Here is a 20,610-nt window from a genome sequence, read left to right on the forward strand (position 1 = left end):
CGGACAGCAGGCGGCAAACGCAACAATGCATTCCATGAATCACAAAAGCAGGAGAATCAGATGAGTGAAGCCATCGCCAAACCACTCGCACGTTACGCTGCCTTCAAGCGACGCGGCGATTTCATATTCTTGTCCGGCATCATTGCCGTCAATCCCGATGCCGGCCGCATCGTGCAGGGGTATGCCGATATTCCGGATGACGTCGCGCACCAGTTGGGGCGCACCGGCGAATTTTCAGTGGATATCCGCGAAGGTCCGATCCGGGCGCAATCCTGGTATGTGCTGGATCGCATCCGCAGCACGCTGGAACAGGCCGGTGGCAGCATGAACGATGTCTTCAAACTGGTGCAGTATTTCCGCGATCTGCGCGACTACCCGCAATACAGCCGGGTGCGCAACAGCTTTTTTCCGAATGACCCGCCGGTGTCGACGGTGGTGGAAGTCCCGGCCATGTTGCCGGCGGCCAGCATTCTGGTCGAGGTGGAAGCCACCGCCTATTTGCCGCAAGCAACCGGGAGTTTCGCATGAGTGTTGATCTGCATACACCACTGTCGGTCCGGGTCAGCGTCATTACGCGCCAGACCGATGAGATCTCGTCGTTCGAACTGACGCCGCTGACAGATGTTGCATTGCCGCCATTCACGGCTGGTGCGCATATTGACGTCGCCACCGGTCTGCATGGAGTGCGCCAATACTCGTTATGCAATGCGCCCTCGGAACGGCAGCGCTATGTACTCGGCGTCAAACGGGAAAATCCCGGGCGCGGCGGTTCGCGCTGGCTGCATGAACAGGTAAAGGCCGGCGACGTGCTGCAGATCAGTGCACCGCGCAACAACTTCGCGCTGACTGCCGATGCCACTGCACATCTGTTGCTGGCCGGCGGTATCGGTTTGACGCCGATGCTGGCCATGGCGCGGGCGCTGTGGCAAGACGGCAAAGACTTTCTGTTGTGCTGCTTTGCCCGTTCACCGGATCATCTGGCGTTTGCCGCGCAGTTGCGTGAGGCGCCCTGGCGTGATCGCATTCGCTATCACTTCGACAATGCCGGCATTGATGATGTGCAGGCCCGTATTGACCTGACTGCATTGCTGGCAGCAGCGACACCCGGCACCCATTTGTACATGTGCGGCCCGCAAGGTTTCATGGACGCGGTACGCGCCGCCGCCTCGGCATGGCCTGAAGAACAAGTGCATCTGGAATATTTTTCTGCCGCCGCGGTATTGCATGAAGACGGCGACCGGCCATTCGAAGTCAGCATTGCCAGCAGCGGTCAGGTATTCACTGTCGGCAGCAGCGACAGCATTGCGCAGGTGTTGCTGGATAACGGCATCGATATTCTGACCTCATGCGAACAAGGTGTCTGCGGTACCTGTGTCACGCCCTATCTCGAGGGCCTGCCGGAACATCGCGATTACTGTCTCAGCAAGAAAGAACGCGACAGCAAGGTAGCACTATGCTGCGCCCGCTCCCGCACTGGTCGTCTGGTGCTGGACCTCTGACCGCATCAGCCCGGGGAAAACCATGCCGACGTGTCCGACCTGGCCCGCCGCTTTGACTGCCAGCGCTTACTGGCTGGATCGGGCGCGCGTGCCGCTGGCCTTGCTGGAACCAGCGTTGCAGGTGCGCCATGCCGTTGGCGGCAGCGCCGTGGCCGAACTGGCGCTGTATATCGAGGACGGCAAGATCGCCGCCTTCGCCGGGCGCGCACCAACGGCCGCCGAATGCAATGCACCGGTGCTCGATGTGCAGCAGGGATTGATTTTTTCGGGTTGGGTTGATGTGCATACTCACCTGGATAAAAGCCATATCGGCCCGCGCCTGAATGCGCTCGAATGTTCGTTGCTGGAAGCCATTGATGCCGCCGGCAGCGATCAGCACCGCTGGACCCGCGACGATCTGCGGCAACGCATGGAATTTTCATTGCGCAGCGCTTACGCTTACGGCACCCGCGCATTGCGCACGCATATCGACTGGACGGCGCCCGAGACGCCGCTGGCGTGGGAAGTGATCAGTGAATTGCGCACCGAATGGCGCGACAAGATCGCGCTTCAGTTCAGTGCCCTGAACACGCTGGCACTGCATGCCGACTCCGATGTCAGCGAGCGCATCGCCCGTACCGTGGCCGCCAGTGGCGGTGCACTGGGCGCTTTCGTGTATCCTGGCGCTGGTTCGCCACAAGTGCTGGATCGCTTGTTCCGGCTGGCATTGCAATATGATCTGGCGCTCGATTTTCATGTCGACGAACACTTGCTCGACAACACCGAAGGCATTTTCGCTATCGCCGCGCTGGCAAAAAAATACGGCAATGGCAAGCGTATCGTCTGCGGCCATTGCTGTGCCCTGGCAATTGCGCCAGAGCATCGCCGCAATGAAATTCTCGATTTGCTGGCGGCCACCGGCATCACGCTGGTCAGCCTGCCGCAAACCAATCTGCACCTGCAAGACCGCATGCGCTTGCCGCACATTGCCGGCACTGCGCGCACGCCACGCTTGCGTGGCCTGATGCCGATACATGAAATTGCGGCCCGCAACATTCCAGTGGCGCTGGGCTCGGATAACAACCGCGATCCATTTTTCCCGTTCGGTGATCTCGATCCGTGGCAGGCACTGACGCTGGCTGCTTATGCGGCACACCTGTCCGACCCGGCATTGCGCTGGAGTCATGCCATTACCAGCACACCAGCGCAGGCGATGCATTTGGCGTGGGATGGCGTGTTGCGGCCAGGCTGCCCGGCAGAACTGGTGGTGCTGCGCGCGCGCGACAGCGCCGAAGCCTGTGCCCGCCCTCAAAGTGACCGTCGCCTGATTCGCAACGGCCAATTTCACACCGGCGTGTTGCCGGACTACCGCGAACTGGATCCATGATGCCGAGTACGCTGATTCACGGCCCCTGAGCGCCACCTGCCCCACCCCGACACCGTCTCCATGTTGTGCGCGGCTGCATGCCGCGCCGGGGGATTCTTGCGCGCCGCTGACGGCCGCATCTCCTTTCGCATCGGCGTCTTCTTCGTGTCAGTGCGCTGCCGCACCATGGCCGCCGTGATCGCATCGCGGCGCCGGCTGCCTGCGCCCTGATGTTTGATCAACACCATCAGAACAGGAGTGCAACCGGCAACAGAAGCAGGTGCGGCCAAGCCGCGGAAATCAGGAGACCAGCCCGCATGCAAGCTGCCCGACGCAGCATGCATGCTGCCTGAGCACAGCGCAGCAGACGCTGGCCGGGCCAGCCCCAATTCAATCAGGACGCCACGGATATGAAAAAATTCAGTTTGAAGGTACCCGCAACAACCCCGTTCATCATCGCGGCCGCCATCGCCGCCGGCACTTGCCAGCCGTTGCTGGCGCAGGCCGCCGATGCCGCCACAGACAACAGTGCCGGCGACAATCAGGCGGCCACCTTCGCGGAGATGTTCAGCAAAGGAAAAGTCGGCGGCAATGTGCGCATGATTTACTTTTCTACTCACAACAACTTCTTTTCATCGATTGATCAAGACACCGTCAGCTATGGCGGCAAGCTCGGTTTCACGACCGCCACCTTCAATGGCTTTTCCGCCGGCGTCAGCGGTTTCATCCAGCGCGGCATCGGCCATGCCAGCGATCCGGCCAAAGTCGACGGCTATCTGGGACCGAACGTCACCGCCATGGGCGAGGCCTATTTGAAATGGCAACACGAAAAATTCGATATCACGCTCGGCAACCAACAACTGGAAGTTCCGTTCGCCGGCACCTATGACTGGCGCATGGCACCGCAACTGTTCCAGGGTGTCACCGCGCGTTACGGTGATGCCGACAATTACGTCACGGCATTCCGCATGTATCGCTACAAGTCGTATATCGACAATACGTTTACCCGGCAAACTACCTACAACAGCAAGATCGACTATGGCTCCCTGATCGGTACTCAGGAAACCAGCGGGTTCTGGGGCGTGGGCGGCGAGCGTAGCTGGGCACTCGACTCAGTGATATTGAAAGGTCAGGCGTGGAACATGACTTATCTCGACTACGCCAACCTGACGTATCTGGAAGGCCAGGTAGCGCAAAAGGAAGGCGACATCAAACCCTTCATCGGCGCCCAACTGTTTTATGAAAACGGCAGCGGTCGTGAAATGCTGGGCAATATCCGCAGCCGGGTCTATGGTGTGCAGGTCGGAGCCAAAAAGAATTCCATCACCGCCAGTCTCGGCTATGACCGCATCGTACCGGACAGCACTTCCTACGGCAACGGCGCACTGGTCACGCCGTATGCTCACTATGTCGGTTCCGGTCCGCTGTACGCTCAACCGTTCCTGTCGAGCACGCAAGATCTGGGCGCCGGCAACGCCTATGCCTTCGATGTGAACGGTGCCCTCAACGCGCAGTGGTTCATCGGCGGTCGCTATTCGTATATGGATTTGAAGAGCAGCGCTGCTGCGGACAGCATTCGTCAGTCCGAATATCTGGCGTATGCGATTTACAAACCGGGCGGCGCACTCAAGAATCTGACCGTCACCAATTTCATTGCCTTGCAATCGCAACCGGGCCAAAGCCGCAACTACTGGCAAAACCGGCTGGCGGTGGAATACGCGTTTTAAATCCGGCCCCTTGCGATCCGGGATGATGCGTCAGCAATGACGCATCATCCCGATATATCAAAAATAGGCAATCTCGCGAATTTCATTGACGCACACCGGCGCGGCATCGGCCGCACTGTTGTCACAACGCTCGCGCATGACCCAATTGCCGCGGGCATCGGTCTGGTAGTTGCGCCAGAAACTGGCGACATAGGGACCATCACTGCCGGCGCCGGCACGCAGCCGCCTGGCTTGCGGCAACAGTCGGGGGTCATCACTGAAATACAGGATTTCCTGCGCGGTGGCTTGCTTGGCCAGATTGCCGCCGGGATGAAAACCCCAGACGATATCGGCTTCGGTCTGGCCCCGCGCAAACGTATTGAGTGCGGCATCGATGCCGGCGATCTCGGTGCTGGCATTGCCGGTTCTGATGCGTCTGATTTCGCGGCCGCCCTTGAATACCCGTCGCACACCGGCCTGCGCGGGGGCCGGCCCTTCACGCACCAGCTCTGCCGTATCGCTGCCGTCGGCGCTGCTGTTGAGGGCATAGCGATACAACACGTCGCCCTGGCGAATCGTACGGATATTGCCGAACCGGTCGCGCTCGTAGGTGCTCATCACGATTGCGCCGTCTTCGTACTGGCGGAACAATTCCTTCGGATAGCGAGCCTGTTCATCGTAGGTAAACAACACCATCTCGGTTTTTTGAAATGACGGCCCCTGAGAAGTGAAGGTCGCGGTCTGGCGCACCGTCGACAAGCGCTGCTGGTCGTCATAAGTGATCACTTGCTGCAAGCGGTTGGCGGCACCGCACTCGCCGCCGCCAAGATTGTTGCAGGGCGAATCGAGACGGACGCTTTTGACCTTGCCTTGCAGCTTGCCCTGGAATTGCAGCCCGAATTCGGCTGGTACCGGCACCGCCAGTTCGGCACTGATGAGGTGTTTCACCTCGGCATGCGCCGGCCATGACCAACATCCCAGAACGGAAATAAGTATTGCTCGCTTCAAATTCGCCATGCATCCGGCCTGTATTGTTTATCACTGATTGCTGCCGCAGTACGATGCTGCAGCCGGCCCCAAATATGCCCGCGAGTATAGGTAGTGGCTACAGGAAACGCAAGCAAGGCAGCCGTCGATGAAAATAATCAAAATGACAAGTATCGGCATTCCCGTGCATCACCGCATCCGCAGCCGGCCTTGCGATGCGCATTGCTGCCTGCAACGCGATGCATATCGGCGGCGCGCTTGAATGATATTTACGCACAAAAACACAACAAATCATATTATTTGCGCATAAAAATTAACTAACAAACACAATAACGCGCACAATAATCTACAAATACGCACTAAACTCCAATCAGTGACATCGCAATTTCAAGCCAACCGCCGACCGCTGCGCAGCAATGCGCGGCGCAACAATAAAATTGATCCAGGAGCACGCATCATGTCTGACCTTTTTGATAATCCCATGGGCCTGATCGGCTTTGAATTCGTCGAATTCGCGTCGCCGCAGCCGAACGTGCTGGAACCGGTATTTGAAAGCATGGGGTTCAGCAAGATCGCCAAACACCGCTCCAAAGACGTGGTGCTGTACCGTCAGGGCGCCATCAATTTCATCGTCAACAACGAACCGCGCAGCCTCGCCTCTTACTTCGCTGCCGAACACGGGCCGTCTGCCTGTGGCATGGCGTTCCGCGTCAAGAATGCGCATCAGGCTTATGCCCGGGCACTGGAACTGGGTGCGCAGCCGCTGGAAATTCCGACCGGGCCGATGGAATTGCATCTGCCGGCAATCAAGGGCATCGGCGGCGCGCCGTTGTACCTGATCGACCGCTATGAAGAAGGCAAGTCGATCTATGACATCGATTTCGAATTCTTCGAAGGCGTTGATCGTCATCCCCAAGGCGCGGGCCTCAAGCTGATCGACCATTTGACGCATAACGTCTACCGTGGCCGCATGAGTTACTGGGCGGCGTTCTACGAGAAACTGTTCAACTTCCGCGAAATCCGTTACTTCGACATCAAGGGTGAATATACCGGTCTGACATCCAAGGCCATGACCGCGCCGGACGGCATGATCCGCATTCCGCTCAACGAAGAATCGTCGCGCGGCTCGGGCCAGATTGAAGAATTCCTGATGCAGTTCAATGGCGAAGGGATTCAGCATATTGCGTTGTACACCGATGATCTGATCAGCACGCTCGACCAGTTGCGCGCTTCCGGAGTACCGATGATGACGGCGCCGCCGGCGACTTACTACGAAATGCTGGAAGGCCGTTTGCCGGGCCACGGTGAACCGACCGCCGAGTTGCAGGCGCGCGGCATTCTGCTCGACGGCACCACCGGTGAAAATGGCCAGCGCCTGCTGTTGCAGATTTTTTCGAATACGGTGCTGGGTCCGGTGTTCTTCGAATTCATTCAGCGCAAGGGCGATGACGGTTTTGGCGAAGGCAATTTCAAGGCGCTGTTCGAATCGATCGAACGTGATCAGGTGCGGCGCGGCGTCTTGCAGGCGACGCCGGCAGCCTGATGCGGCCACACTATCCGGGTCTGGCGGCAATTACCGGCGGCCCCGGTGTCCAGTGTGCCTTATGCGCGCAACTGATGCGCGTTCAGGTATCGCTCCATTGCCGCAACAGATTGTGATAACAACCGATCAGTGTGCGCCGCGCAATCTCGTCGGCGTTGGTCTGGTTGAGTTTTTGAATCGCGTTGTCCATGTCGAACAACATGCTGCGCTGACCATCATCGCGCACCAGACTTTGTACCCAGAAAAAACAGGCGGTACGCACGCCGCGCGTGACCGGCGTGACCTGATGCAGACTGGTGGAAGGATAGATCACCATATCGCCGGCTTCCAGCCTGACGCTGTGCGAACCGTAAGTGTCATCGATCTGCAATTCGCCGCCATCGTAAGATGAGGCCGGCGACAAAAACAACGTGGCCGACACATCGGTGCGAAACTTGCGGCCATTGTGCGGATGAATCCGCACGCTGCCGTCGACGTGTGCGCCGAACGTCATGCCTTCGCCATAGCGATTGAACATCGGCGGATACACCAGATTCGGCAACGCCGCGCTGATGAAGCGCGGATGCCGCTCGAGCGCACTCAGGATGATTTCCTGACATTGCTGCGCCACCTGCGAACGTTCATCGATCTGCTGATTGAACTTGACGCCGGCGCCCTGATAACCGGCCGTGATACGCCCGTCCACCCATGCCGGTCCGGCCTGCTCCAGCAATTGACGCACCGCATCCAGTTGCGTGGCGTCGAGTACTTTCGGGATGGCAATCAGCATGGGTGGTTTCCGTCACATTACATACGATAGTTGACCGACAGCATTGCGGTACGGCCGGTACCCGGCACCGAGCGTCCGCCATCGGATTGAATCAGTGCATCGTAATACATTTTGTTGGTCAGGTTGAACAGGTTCAGCCGCACATCATATTTTGGCTGGGTATAGGCCAGCGTCGCATCCCAGCGGGTATAGCCGCCGACCTGCACGGTGTTGGTCGGATTGGCGAAGCGTTGCGACATGTAGGTGGCACCACCGCCGAGTTCCCAGTGCGGCGCCACTTCATAGGTAGTCCAGGTAGTCAGCGTGTTGCGCGGCGTGTTGACCGGCGTCATGCCGAGCGTGCCATCGACCGCCGATGCCTGAATCACCTGAGCGTTGAGGTAAGTGTAGCTGGCCGCGACTTGCCACTTCTTGTTGATGCGACCGGTAGCGCCGGCGCGGGCGCCGTTGACGCGCACCGTGCCATCCAGCACATAGACGCCGGTGCTCACCTGGCTGCGCGCATTTTCCTTGGTGATCTGGAAAATCGCGGCATTCAGCGCCAGACTGTCAGCCAGATCCCACTTGCCGCCAAGTTCATACGAACGGTTCTTTTCCGGTGCCAGATTTTGCTGGCCGGAGGTGCCGACCAATTGTTCCAGCGACGGATCAAACGAAGTGCCGTACGACAGATAATACGATTGCGCCGCTGTTGGTTGCCAGATGCCGCCCAGACGCACGCTCCAGAAATTGATGGTTTGGTCGGCGGCAGCGATGGTGGTATTTTTCGCCACGGTCGGCGTATTCAACGAATTGATCGAGTTGCTGACGCTGGCCACATACCGGTCAAAGCGCAAGCCGGTCACCAGCTTGAATTGCTTGCTCAGCTCCATGGTGTCGTTGGCATAGGTGGCAATGGTATTGGCCGAACCATTGGCATGATTGCCGGCCTGGCTCACCGCGCTGCTGCCGGCGGCGCTGTAGACCGGATTGATCGCCGGGATGCAGTCGACATAGCCGCTGGTCGGTGACGACGCGCCGGTCAGTGCCACGCCATTGCAACTGCCATTGCGATAGTAGGCTTGATTGTCGTAGCCATCGTGCCCGACTTCGACGCCGAACAGCAGATCGTGTTTGATGCCGCCGGCAGTGACCTTGGCCGCCAGTTCGGTCTGATTGAAAATCGAGTAATCGCGAATATCGCGGTCATGACTTTGTGCCCGCACGAACAGACTGCCCAGCGGCAGGTTGCTGACCCCGGTTACCGGCAACACCGCAAAGCCGGCACCCGACACCGTGCCAAGCGTGTTCGGTGCGGTTTCCACGGCATTGGTATGGACGTAATTGAATTGGGTCTGATTGCGCAAGGTCACATCCGGCGTGATCTTGTATTTGACGCCGGCGCCGAGCGCAACCACGTCCTGATTGGTACGGTCGGAATTGAGACCGTAGGCGGTGTTGCGATCAACATTGACCGGATGGCCATTGAGGGCCGGCACGCCGTAATCGGGCTGATCATGATTGTGCTGCACCAGCGCCGACAGCGTAATTTCAAGCGGCGTTCCCAGCCCGGTGACGTAAGAACCGGCGAGGCCGAAATCCTGCACATTGGTCTGGTTGCGGGTCGTCGCCGCACCATCTTGCGCCATCGCCGAAATGCGCACGGCAGAGGTATCCGACAAGGGTTGATTGTGATCAACCGTGGTCCGTACCAGGCCATTGCTGGTGACCGACGCGGACACTTCAGTCGCCTGTTTCAGATTGGCTTTCTTGGTGACCTGATTGATCACGCCGCCGGTTGAACCACGCCCGAACAACATCGACGACGGTCCCATCAACACTTCCACTTCATCCAGCGCAAAGGTGTCGCGATAATATTGCCCGCGATCACGGAAGCCATCCAGATAAATATCGGTACGCGCGGAAAAACCGTTGAGGTTGATGTTGTTGCCGATTTGCCCGCCTTCGGCACCACCCAAGGTGATGCCGGACACATTGCGCAAGGCATCGGCCAGCGAGGTGGCGCCCTGCGATTGCATCAGCGCTTTGTTGACGATCACCACCGATTGCGGCACGTCATGCAAATCCTGCGGCAGTTTGGACAAGGAGGTGGTCGCAGTACTGAAATCGCGATCACGCTCACCCTCGACCACGACATCTTTGAGCGCGGACTGTTGGGAGGTGGTGCCGGTGCTGCTGTTGGTACCGGCAGCTTGTTGGGCCAGGGCCGGCAACGGCGCGGCAAATACCGCGACCAGCGCGGCAGCAAGAGGAGTAAGACGGTTCATGTGATAGTCAGCGAAAAAGTTGGCCTCAGGGAAGCAGATTTTTTGGCTGGCTACGATGGCGCGAAGGCCCTTGGCTGGCGGTTGCGGATGTGCAGACATTGCAGAAACACAATGTTTTTTTGTTATCCGCCAGACTACCTGTCACATCTTTCAATTCGCTGACCGGGTGCTGACAAACCGCTGACAATAAAAAATAAATACGAATTAGTTACCAGAACGCTACAATCAGCAACAAAGGTCGCGCAGCAAGAAAATCAAACCTTCCCGTCCGGACAAATGCGACGCCGGATGCCATCATGAGTGAGCTATGCGCGTACTTCTGGCGGAAGATAATCTGGTACTGGCCGATGGTCTGTCCCGTGTTCTGAAAACCCACGGAATGGAAGTCGATACGGTACACAATGGCATTGATGCCGATGCCCTGCTGCAACGCAACGGTATCGGGGTTCTGGTGCTCGATATCGGCTTGCCCGGAATCGATGGTTTTGAAGTGATCCGCCGGCTGCGTGGCCGCAGCAGCAATATTCCGGTGATTCTGCTGACCGCCCGCGACACCATCTCCGACCGCGTGCACGGCCTCGATCTGGGCGCCGACGACTATCTGATCAAACCGTTTGCGACACCGGAACTGGTGGCGCGCATCAAGGCCCTGATCCGGCGCAGCAATCCGCAAGTCGAGCAATTGCGGGTCGGTGGGCTATGTCTCGACCTGCGCGGCAAGCGCGCCACGATTCACGACCTCCATGTCGATTTTTCCGTGCGCGAATGGTCGCTGCTGGAATACCTGATGCAACACACTACCCGCGTCGTGTCGAAACAACAAATTCTCGACGCCATCGTACCGTGGGGCGAAGAAGTCACGCCCAACGCCATCGAAGTGTACGTGTCTCGCATCCGCCTCAAGATCGCCGGCGCCGGCGTTGTCATTCGCACCATACGCGGCTTCGGCTACATGCTGGAAGTGGAATGAGACTTCAGTCCGGCGGCAAGGCATCCGGCGCCGGCAATACCGAAATTCCCTGTTGTGCTGCAGCCTGCTGTTGCGCCGCCAATGCGCGCTGAAAACCGGGACGCGCCTGCATCCGTTGCCAATAGGCCGCTACGGCCGGCGTAAATTTGGCATCCAGTCCCAGATGTTGCGCCAGTAACAAGGCATATGCCACCGAGACATCGGCCGCGGTGAAGCGTCCGGCACACAAGAATTCCTGCGCCGCCAGCAACGGTTCCAATGAGCGCAGACGCGATAAAAACCATTTGCTGTAATCTTCCGCCACTTGCGGCGAACGGCGTTCGGCCGGTTCAAAGCGGCCATAGCGCAACACCAGTGTCTGCGGAAAGGTCAGGGTTGCTTCGCCGAAGTGCAGGTAGTTGAGATAGGCGCCAAAATCCGGCTCATCGACGCTGACGTCCAGCGTGCCCGGGGCCGCCTTGGCTGCCAGGTACTGGCACATGGCAGCCGATTCGGTCATGCGGGTAGCGCCATCAAACAAGGCCGGCACGGTGCCGAGCGGATTGATCGCCAGATAAGAACGGTCCAGCGCGCGCGGCGGAAACGGCAGCATCTTCAATTCATACGGCTGGCCCAATTCTTCCAGCATCCACAGCGGACGGAACGAGCGCGCACTGACGCAGTGATAGAGCGTGATCATGCGGTTTCGACGCTTTCTGCTTCGAACTCGACCAGCTCGATGCCATCGGTGACCTGATCCCCTGCCGCGCAGCAAAATGCCTTGACCACGCCGCGTGCCGGTGCCGTGATGGTGTGCTCCATCTTCATCGCTTCCATCACCAGCAATGGCGTGCCTTCTTCGACGCTGCTGCCCGGTGCTACCAGCAGGGCCACGATCTTGCCCGGCATTGGCGAACGCAAACCGCCGGCCTGCTCGGCCGCACCGCCGCCGACATCCAGCAACGGCACCCGCTGCAACGCATAACCATGACCATCGACAAAAACCTGACGCCGCTCGCCGCTGGCGACCACCGTGGCCTTGGTGCGACGCTCACCGAGCTGCACCTGCAATTGACCATGTCCCAGCAACTGACCGCGCGCCGAGACCTTGTGTTCGCCGAGCGACAATTCCCAGCCGCCGGACTGCGCTGTCACCCCGATCACTTGCTTGTGCTCGCCCTGCGCGAAAGTCAGGAGACGTTGACTGCTGGCATTGAGACGCCAGCCATCCAGCGCCAGCCACGGCGAGCCGCGTTCGGCTGCCGTTTCGGTACCACGCGCATGCCGGGCTTCGGTCAGCAACTCGGCCACTGCCGCCAGCAACCATGCGTTTTCCGGCAACGCCGCCGGTGACGGGAACAGATTGTCGTGTTCGCGTTCGATCAGGCCGGTATCGAGATCGGCATTGGCAAACGACGCGCAGGTGGTCAGGCGGCCGAGAAATTCAATATTGCTGGTGACGCCGACTACCTGATATTCGCCCAGCGCCTTGCGCATGCGCGCCAGCGCGCTCGGCCGGTCGTGATCCCAGACAATCAGCTTGGCGATCATCGGATCGTAGAACGGGGTGATGTCGTCACCCTGCTCGACGCCGGTATCGACACGCACGTGTTCCGATGCCACTGGCGGCGACAGGTGATGCAAATGCCCGATGGATGGCAAGAAACCCTTGTCCGGATCTTCGGCATAAATACGCGCTTCGATGGCGTGGCCGTGAATCCGCAACTGATCTTGCGCCAGCGGCAGCGGCTGCCCGGCAGCGACACGCAATTGCCATTCCACCAGATCGAGGCCGGTGATCATTTCCGTGACCGGATGCTCCACCTGCAGACGGGTATTCATTTCCATGAAATAGAAACTGCCATCCTGATTGGCAATGAACTCCACCGTACCCGCGCCGACATACGCGACGGCACGTGCCGCATTCACCGCCGCCTCACCCATCGCCGCCCGCCGCTCCGGCTGCATGCCAGGGGCCGGTGCTTCTTCCAATACTTTTTGATGACGGCGCTGCACCGAGCAATCGCGTTCAAACAAATAGACGTAATTACCGTGCGTATCGCCGAATACCTGAATTTCGATATGGCGCGGCTTGAGCACATATTTTTCCACCAGCACATGATCGTCGCCGAAGGCATTGATGGCTTCGCGCCGGCATGAGGTCAGCGCCGCTTCAAAGTCGGCTGCGGCATCGACCCGGCGCATGCCCTTGCCGCCACCACCGGCACTGGCCTTGATCAACACCGGATAACCGATGCGCGCCGCCTGTTCGGCCAGAAAATCCGGTTCCTGACGGTCACCGTGGTAACCCGGCGTCAGTGGCACGCCGGTTTTTTCCATCAATGCCTTGGCGGCAGACTTGGAACCCATGGCGCGAATCGCTTGCGCAGGCGGGCCAATGAAGACCACGCCGGCGGCGGCGCAGGCATCGGCGAACACGTCGTTTTCCGACAGAAAGCCATAACCGGGATGGACCGCCTGCGCACCGGTCGCCAGTGCTGCCTGCAAGATGCGCTCGGCTACCAGATAGGAATCCTTGGCTTCAGCGCCGCCGATTTGCACGGCTTCATCGGCCAGTCGCACATGGCGCGCATTGGCATCGGCTGCGGAATAGACCGCCACGGTAGCGATGCCCATACGGCGTGCGGTCTTGATGATGCGGCAGGCGATTTCGCCGCGATTGGCGATCAATATTTTGCTGAACATGCGTTTCTCCTGTTTGATCTTGTATGCGTGCTGCTGACAGTTGTTACTGGCCATTCCACCGCGGCTTGCGCTTGTCGAGGAAAGCCGACAACCCTTCTTTCGCTTCCGGCAAGGAACGCAAGCTGGCGATGCGGTGCGCGGTATCGTCGATCAGTGCCGCATCCACGGTCTGATTGGCGACGTGCCGGATCAACGCGGTCGAAGCCGCCTGCGCGGCCGGGCCGCCGCTCAGGATGGCATCGATGACGGCCTGCACTTGCTGATCCAGCTGTTCCGGCGCCACGCTTTCGTGGGCCAGTCCGATCTCGCGCGCACGCGCGGCATCGATGCGCTCGGCGGTTTGAAAATAACGGTAGGCCTGGCGTTCGCCAATGGCGCGCACGACATAGGGACTGATCACGGCGGGAATCAATCCGAGTTTGACTTCGGAAGTCGCAAAGGAAGCCTGGCTGGAAGCAATGCAGATATCGCAAGCCGCTGCCAGTCCCATGCCACCGCCCATTGCAGCACCATGGACGCGCGCCACGGTCGGCGTGGCACATTCCGACAATACCCGGAACAGTTCGGCCAGACGCCGCGCATCCGCCAGATTGTCTTCACTGGAAGCTGCGCCCTGGCGCTTCATGGCATTCAGATCAGCGCCAGCGGAAAAACTTTTACCGCGCCCGGCCAGCACGATGGCGCGCACCGAAGCATCGGCGTCGAGCGTTAGCAGCGCCTGCGTCAATTCCGCAATCAGGGTTTCATCGAAGGCGTTATGCAAGGCCGGCCGGTTCATCCAGATCCAGGCGGCCTGACCGTCATGCTGACGTTCGATTTCTATAGTGTCGTAGTTCATGATTGCTCAGTGATGAATGTGAATAGGAACGATACAGCGCAAGGTAACGACAGCTTACATCCGGAACACGCCGAAACGTGTCGGCGCAATCGGCGCATGCAGACTGGCCGCCAGCGACAAACCCAATACGCGCCGCGCCTGTGCCGGATCAATGATGCCATCATCCCACAGACGGGCACTGGCATAGTAGGGATGACCCTGGGTTTCGAACTGATCGCGGATCGGCGTCTTGAATGCCTGCTCTTCTTCCGCCCCCCAACTGCCGCCGCGACTTTCGATACCATCGCGTTTCACCGTCGCCAGGACACTCGCGGCCTGTTCGCCACCCATCACGCTGATGCGCGAATTGGGCCACATATGCATGAAGCGCGGGCTGTAAGAACGGCCACACATGCCATAGTTGCCGGCGCCGTAGGAACCGCCGATCACCATCGTCAGCTTGGGCACTTGTGCAGTCGCGACTGCCGTCACCATTTTGGCGCCGTGCTTGGCGATGCCATCGTTTTCATATTTGCGGCCCACCATGAAGCCGCTGATGTTTTGCAAAAATACCAGTGGCACGCCGCGCTGCGCGCACAGTTCGATAAAGTGCGCCCCCTTGAGCGCCGACTCGCCGAACAAAATGCCGTTGTTGGCAACGATGCCGACCGGCATGCCGTACAAGTTGGCAAACCCGGTGACCAGCGTGCCGCCATAGCGTGCCTTGAATTCATCGAAACGGGAACCGTCCACCACGCGTGCGATGATCTCGCGCACATCATACGGCTTGCGGGTATCGGTCGGAATCACGCCGTAGATTTCTTCCGGATCGTACAAGGGGTCTTCCACGGTGGCCAGCTTGACGCTTTCCTGCTGGCGACGGTTGAAACCGGCGGCGATACGACGTGCCAGAAACAAGGCGTGGCTGTCGTTGTCGGCCAGATGATCGGCCACCCCCGAAATACGCGTATGCACATCTCCGCCGCCGAGATCTTCGGCACTGACGACTTCACCGGTGGCAGCCTTGACCAGCGGTGGTCCGGCCAAAAAGATGGTGCCCTGATCGCGCACGATGATGGTTTCATCGCTCATGGCCGGCACGTATGCACCACCGGCAGTACATGACCCCATCACCACGGCAATCTGCGGAATGCCCTTGGCCGACATATTGGCCTGGTTGTAAAAAATGCGGCCGAAGTGATCACGGTCGGGAAACACTTCATCCTGACGCGGCAGATAACCGCCGCCGGAATCGACCAGATAAATGCATGGCAAATTGTTTTGCTCGGCGATTTCCTGCGCCCGCAAATGCTTCTTGACGGTCATCGGATAATACGTGCCGCCCTTGACCGTGGCGTCGTTGGCGATGATCAGGCAAGCCTGCCCTTCGACCCGGCCGATGCCGGCGATGACGCCGGCCGATGGTGCTTCATCGTCGTACATGCCATATGCGGCCAGAGCGCCGATTTCGAGAAACGGCGAACCGGGATCAATCAGATGTTCAATCCGCTCACGCGGCAGCAACTTGCCGCGCGCAATATGTTTTTGCCGCGCCGCGTCACTGCCGCCGCGCGCAATGGTGGCGGTCTTTTCGCGCAGATCGGCAACCAGCTTGCGCATATGTGCTGCGTTGGCGCGGAACTCGTCCCCACGCGGATTCAATTGTGACTGAATGACTTGCATCGTAATGTCCTTAACCCTGCCCAGAATTCTTTTTTTGTCGTGATGTTGCAATCCGTGGTCCGGCAATGACTGACGCCATCACCGAACCACGTCATGGCTTTACTTCCAGAGCGAACAGGTCGATTCAGCCTTGGTGGTGAATGCATGTTCAGCCGAGACTTTCTCGACGATCTTGACGTAATCCCATGGATACTTCGATTCCGCCGGCGTCTTGACCTGCATCAGATACATGTCGTACATCACGCGACCATCATCGCGGATGGTCGCGTTCTTCAGATACATGTCGTTGATCCTGGTCTTCTTCATTTGCGGGATGACGCGGTCGGCATCATCACTGCCAACAGCCTTGACCGCATTGAGGTATTGCATGGTTGCCGAGTAACCGGCGGCCTGATTGCCGGTCGGCATTTTTTTCATGACTTCGAAATAACGGCGCGACCACTTGCGCGATTCCGGATCCTGATCCCAGTACCAGTTGTCGCTCAGATACATGCCCTGCGTCAAACCCAGTCCCAGCGAATGGATATCGGTAACGAACATCACCAGACCAGCCAGCTTCATGGTCTTGGTCAAACCAAATTCATTGGCCGCCTTGATGGCGTTGATCGTATCTGCAGTGGCATTGGCCAGACCAAGAATTTGCGCCTTGGAAGCCTGCGCTTGCGTCACGAACGACGAAAAGTCCGAAGCGCCGAGCGGGTGTTTGACAGCACCGAGCACCTTGCCGCCGGCTTCCTTGATGACCTTGCTGGTATCTTGTTCCAGCGATTGGCCGAAGGCGTAATCGGCGGTCAGGAAATACCATGACTTGCCACCCTGCTTGACCACTGCCGAGCCGGTGGACTTGGCCATGGCTACAGTGTCGTAACCGTAATGAATGGTGTAGGGATTGCAGTCTTCATTGGTCAGTCGCGCCGTACCGGTGGCGATGACGATGAACACTTTTTTCTTTTCGGCGGCAACCTTGGCAATCGCCAGATCGGCTGCCGAGCTGGCGCCCGACATCAAAATATCGACGCCTTCGCGGTCGATCCATTCGCGCGCCTTGCTGGCGGCGATGTCGGCTTTGTTGAGATGATCGCCGAATATCAATTCGATCTTCTTGCCATTGAGCGTGCCGCCGAAATCGGCAATCGCCATCTTGATGGCTTCCACGTGGCCCTTGCCAGAAATATCGGAAAACACGCCCGACATGTCCGTAATCAGACCAATCTTGATGACGTCACCGGAAATCTGCGCGAACGACGGTGTAGCGAATCCAAAAGCACCGATGGCAACAGCAGCCCCGGCAAGTTTTTTTAATTGTAATTTCATCATTGTCTCCAGCATGATCAAGCCATTGAAAAACAGGTGCGCCGCAGCGCCCTGACAATTCCAGTACCCTCCAAAAACAAGCAGGCCTCAAATCGCGATAACCATCCCGCAGATTTTTTAAGTATCACTCAAGTATTTCAGAAGTTATTTTTATTATGGCGCAAATAAGTGCTAGGATTCGAATATATTTTTAAGTAACACTCAAATTCAATAAAAATGTCAACCATTCTTGCTTTCCAGGAACGTCGTGGCACGCTCACCCCGCGTTCGCAAAAACGCGTCGAGGCAGTGTTGAGCACGGCCCGCATCGTGTTTTCCGAAAATGGGTATGAAAAGAGCACGACACTCGATATTGCCCAGCGTCTGGGCATCTCGGAAGCCACCATCTTTACCTACTTCGGCAGCAAGCGCGAGCTGTGCATGCAAGTCATCAGCGACTGGTATGGCGAGATCAGTGAAGAGCTGGAACACGAAGTTCCCTTGCTGCAAGGCACACGGCCGCAACTGGGTTACATCATTCACAAGCATTTGAATGTGCTGATTCGCGATGGCAAGGGATTGTGTGCGCTGGTGCTCAGTGAAGGCCGCAGCCCCGACACCGGCTTTTCCGAATTGATTGCGGCACTGCAGCGGCGCTACACCGCCCCGCTCATGAGTGTGCTGTCGCTGGCGCAGGCCGCTGGCGAAATCCGGCAAGACATGCCCTTGCGGCTGCTGCGCGACATGGTGTACGGTTCGATGGAACATATCATGTGGGAATGCATTGTCACCGGGATCGATCCTGATCTGGATCTGGCGGCGCGCCAGGTCAGCGATCTGATCTGGAGCGCGTTCGCTCCGCCCGATGTGGAAATCAATACCCTGCGGCGCTTTCACAATGAAGTAGCCGACGCCATGCGCCGCGCGGAAAGCGCCGGCGACAGCTGAACATCCTTCAGCCCCGATACCCATCTTGCCATCAGACGCTCCCGAGAGCGCACGGCAACATCAAAGAACAGTTTGCGAGGAGACAATATGCTGCAGAAGGAAAATTCATACGCCGAGCAACAGGCCACATTCAGTTGGCCGATTCCTGAGTACTTCAACATCGGCGTCGCCAGTTGCGACCGCTGGGCCGATGGCTCCGGCCGCCGCGCCATCATCAGTGAAGACCGCAACGGCGTCGTCACTACCTATACCTTCGATCAACTGAAAGCGCTGTCGAATCAGGTCGCGCATTTGTGGCTGGCATCAGGCATCAGGCGCGGTGACCGTCTCGGCATCTTCCTGCCGCAATGTGTGGAAACCGTAATCGCCCATCTGGCCGCCTACAAGATCGGCGCCATTACCATTCCACTGTTTTCGCTGTTTGGCCCGGACGCACTGCAATTCCGCCTGAGCGACAGCGGTGCCCGCCTGCTGATCACCGATAGCGAAGGCGAACAGAAAATCCGCGGCATTCGCAACGCGTTGCCGGAACTGCAAGCGGTGTTTTGCATCGAGCGCGAGTCCGGTGCAGCCTGCCCCGAAAACTGCCAACCATTCTGGGATCGCCTGCAGTCGCTGCCGGCCGACTTCACGCCGGTCGACACGCTGGCCGATGATCCGGCCGTCATCATCTATACCTCCGGCACCACCGGCAAACCCAAAGGCGCACTGCATGCGCACCGGGTCTTGCTGGGGCACCTGCCCGGCGTCGAAATTTCGCATGATTTTTTCCCGCAGCCGGATGACTTGATGTGGACCCCGGCCGACTGGGCCTGGATCGGCGGCTTGCTGGATGTATTGTTGCCGGCGCTGTATCACGGCGTACCGGTACTGGCACGCCGTTTTGAAAAATTCGAACCGACTGCGGTGTTCGGGCTGATTGCCCGGCATCAGGTCAAAAACATTTTCTTCCCGCCGACTGCACTGAAAATTCTGCGCACCGTAGCTGATCCGAAAAAACAATGGCAATACAACCTGCGCTCGGTGGCCAGCGGCGGTGAAAGTCTCGGTGATGAATTGATCCATTGGGGTCAGCAAGCATTGGGCGTGACCATCAATGAATTCTATGGCCAGACCGAATGCAATATCGTGGTCTCCGGCTGTGCCAGTCTGTTTCCGCGCAAAGCCGGCACCATGGGGCGCGCGGTACCCGGCCATGCGGTCGCGATTGTGGATGAACATGGCGTTCCGGTGGCGGCCGGCGTCACCGGCAACATTGCCATCAAGTCACCCGACCCGGTGATGTTTCTCGGTTACTGGAACAATCCGGCCGCCAGCGCCGACAAGTTTGCCGGCGGCTATCTGCTCACCGGCGATCTTGGCCAGTGCGATGACGAAGGTTATTTCCGCTATGTCGGCCGGGATGACGACGTGATTACCAGTGCCGGCTATCGTATCGGCCCGGGACCAATCGAGGAATGCCTGCTCAAGCATCCGGCAGTCAAGATTGCGGCAGTGATCGGTAAAAAGGATGCGCACCGCACCGAAATCGTCAAAGCCTTCATCGTCCTCAATGAGGGTTTCGCTGACTCAGCGGAACTGGTCGCGGCAATTCAGGAACATGTACGCACGCATCTGGCGGCACATGAATACCCGCGCGAAATTGCCTTCCTCGATGCCCTGCCTTCGACACCGACCGGCAAGATCATGCGTCGCACATTGCGCGACGCGGAGAATGCAGGCACTTAACCCAATACCCAACCAATCGACAACACGTAACGCGGGCCGCCTTCAACCCGCGTGACGCTGTGCTCGGCAATATCAGGACGGAACAGCTTGATGCGGGCACTCGAAAATATCGGGGCGGCACAGACAAACTCGCCGCCGCCCGGTGATTTGCGCACGACGATGTTGAGCCGGTAATGACGGCCGCTGACCACGCGGTCACGATGCGGAGGTATGGCGGCGCCAATCGGATAACGAATCAGATAAGAATCGAATCTGAGCGGCCAGTGCGCCGTCAGCAACAGCATCTTGTCGTAACCGCTTTGCTGTCGTCCGCGCTGCCAGCGCCACGCTGTGCTGAAATAATTTTTCACTGCCTTGAACATCGGCTGCC

At 58.6% G+C, this 20,610-nt stretch carries 17 protein-coding genes; 8 read left to right on the forward strand and 9 right to left on the reverse strand.

The window, feature by feature from the left end; all coding sequences use genetic code 11:
- Positions 1 to 60 precede the first annotated feature (60 nt).
- The 4 genes from AKL27_RS14580 (at position 61) to AKL27_RS14595 (ending at position 4,571) form a co-directional block, all read left to right on the forward strand.
- Complete coding sequence (locus AKL27_RS14580) at positions 61 to 528, forward strand: RidA family protein (RefSeq protein ID WP_050463613.1); 468 nt, start codon at positions 61 to 63, stop codon at positions 526 to 528.
- Positions 525 to 1,499 (forward strand): PDR/VanB family oxidoreductase, encoded by a 975-nt coding sequence (locus tag AKL27_RS14585; protein WP_050463571.1) that lies wholly within the window; start codon positions 525 to 527, stop codon positions 1,497 to 1,499. The genes AKL27_RS14580 and AKL27_RS14585 overlap by 4 nt, the downstream gene beginning before the upstream one ends.
- Before the next feature lie 22 nt (positions 1,500 to 1,521).
- Positions 1,522 to 2,865 carry a cytosine deaminase gene (locus tag AKL27_RS14590; protein ID WP_050463572.1) on the forward strand — a complete coding sequence of 448 codons (1,344 nt, stop codon included), beginning with the start codon at positions 1,522 to 1,524 and terminating at the stop codon, positions 2,863 to 2,865.
- Between the two features lie 389 nt (positions 2,866 to 3,254).
- A complete protein-coding gene (locus AKL27_RS14595; RefSeq protein WP_050463573.1) occupies positions 3,255 to 4,571 on the forward strand; it encodes an OprD family outer membrane porin in 1,317 nt (438 codons plus the stop codon).
- Positions 4,572 to 4,628: 57 nt separating this feature from the next.
- Here the strand turns inward: AKL27_RS14595 and AKL27_RS14600 are convergent, their stop codons facing one another.
- Positions 4,629 to 5,498, reverse strand: coding sequence for a hypothetical protein (locus tag AKL27_RS14600; protein WP_050463574.1), 870 nt, complete (start codon positions 5,496 to 5,498; stop codon positions 4,629 to 4,631).
- A gap of 496 nt (positions 5,499 to 5,994) precedes the next feature.
- Between AKL27_RS14600 and hppD the strand changes: the two genes are divergently transcribed.
- Positions 5,995 to 7,080, forward strand: coding sequence for a 4-hydroxyphenylpyruvate dioxygenase (hppD, locus tag AKL27_RS14605; protein WP_050463614.1), 1,086 nt, complete (start codon positions 5,995 to 5,997; stop codon positions 7,078 to 7,080).
- 82 nt (positions 7,081 to 7,162) lie between these two features.
- Here the strand turns inward: hppD and AKL27_RS14610 are convergent, their stop codons facing one another.
- Together AKL27_RS14610 and AKL27_RS14615 are read right to left on the reverse strand one after the other, a co-directional pair.
- Positions 7,163 to 7,849, reverse strand: coding sequence for a Fe2+-dependent dioxygenase (locus tag AKL27_RS14610; RefSeq protein WP_050463575.1), 687 nt, complete (start codon positions 7,847 to 7,849; stop codon positions 7,163 to 7,165).
- Between the two features lie 17 nt (positions 7,850 to 7,866).
- Positions 7,867 to 10,116 carry a TonB-dependent receptor gene (locus AKL27_RS14615; RefSeq protein ID WP_083439063.1) on the reverse strand — a complete coding sequence of 750 codons (2,250 nt, stop codon included), beginning with the start codon at positions 10,114 to 10,116 and terminating at the stop codon, positions 7,867 to 7,869.
- A gap of 307 nt (positions 10,117 to 10,423) precedes the next feature.
- Here AKL27_RS14615 and AKL27_RS14620 point away from each other — a divergent pair, with 307 nt between their 5' ends.
- Complete coding sequence (locus AKL27_RS14620) at positions 10,424 to 11,086, forward strand: response regulator transcription factor (protein WP_050463576.1); 663 nt, start codon at positions 10,424 to 10,426, stop codon at positions 11,084 to 11,086.
- A gap of 4 nt (positions 11,087 to 11,090) precedes the next feature.
- Here AKL27_RS14620 and AKL27_RS14625 read toward each other — a convergent pair whose 3' ends face one another.
- The 5 genes from AKL27_RS14625 to AKL27_RS14645 form a co-directional block, all read right to left on the reverse strand.
- On the reverse strand, positions 11,091 to 11,765 hold the full coding sequence (locus AKL27_RS14625) for a glutathione S-transferase family protein (RefSeq protein WP_050463577.1): 675 nt from the start codon (positions 11,763 to 11,765) through the stop codon (positions 11,091 to 11,093).
- Positions 11,762 to 13,771, reverse strand: a complete 2,010-nt coding sequence (locus AKL27_RS14630; RefSeq protein ID WP_050463616.1) for an acetyl/propionyl/methylcrotonyl-CoA carboxylase subunit alpha — start codon at positions 13,769 to 13,771, stop codon at positions 11,762 to 11,764. Before AKL27_RS14630 ends, AKL27_RS14625 begins: the two co-directional genes overlap by 4 nt.
- 43 nt (positions 13,772 to 13,814) lie before the next feature.
- Positions 13,815 to 14,609 carry an enoyl-CoA hydratase/isomerase family protein gene (locus AKL27_RS14635; protein ID WP_050463578.1) on the reverse strand — a complete coding sequence of 265 codons (795 nt, stop codon included), beginning with the start codon at positions 14,607 to 14,609 and terminating at the stop codon, positions 13,815 to 13,817.
- Between the two features lie 54 nt (positions 14,610 to 14,663).
- Positions 14,664 to 16,271: a carboxyl transferase domain-containing protein gene (locus AKL27_RS14640; RefSeq protein ID WP_050463579.1), complete on the reverse strand. Its 1,608-nt coding sequence runs from the start codon at positions 16,269 to 16,271 to the stop codon at positions 14,664 to 14,666.
- Positions 16,272 to 16,370: 99 nt separating this feature from the next.
- Positions 16,371 to 17,585: an ABC transporter substrate-binding protein gene (locus AKL27_RS14645; protein WP_050463580.1), complete on the reverse strand. Its 1,215-nt coding sequence runs from the start codon at positions 17,583 to 17,585 to the stop codon at positions 16,371 to 16,373.
- 216 nt (positions 17,586 to 17,801) lie between these two features.
- Here AKL27_RS14645 and AKL27_RS14650 point away from each other — a divergent pair, with 216 nt between their 5' ends.
- Positions 17,802 to 18,512, forward strand: a complete 711-nt coding sequence (locus tag AKL27_RS14650) for a TetR/AcrR family transcriptional regulator (RefSeq protein WP_050463581.1) — start codon at positions 17,802 to 17,804, stop codon at positions 18,510 to 18,512.
- An 87-nt stretch (positions 18,513 to 18,599) separates the two neighbouring features.
- Positions 18,600 to 20,240 carry an acyl-CoA synthetase gene (locus AKL27_RS14655; RefSeq protein WP_050463582.1) on the forward strand — a complete coding sequence of 547 codons (1,641 nt, stop codon included), beginning with the start codon at positions 18,600 to 18,602 and terminating at the stop codon, positions 20,238 to 20,240.
- On the opposite strand, the gene AKL27_RS14660 is transcribed toward AKL27_RS14655, so the two are convergent.
- Complete coding sequence (locus AKL27_RS14660) at positions 20,237 to 20,602, reverse strand: 2OG-Fe(II) oxygenase family protein (RefSeq protein WP_050463583.1); 366 nt, start codon at positions 20,600 to 20,602, stop codon at positions 20,237 to 20,239. The genes AKL27_RS14655 and AKL27_RS14660 overlap by 4 nt on opposite strands.
- Positions 20,603 to 20,610: the final 8 nt, after the last annotated feature.

This window comes from Herbaspirillum autotrophicum (assembly GCF_001189915.1).
Classification (GTDB): domain Bacteria; phylum Pseudomonadota; class Gammaproteobacteria; order Burkholderiales; family Burkholderiaceae_D; genus Herbaspirillum; species Herbaspirillum autotrophicum.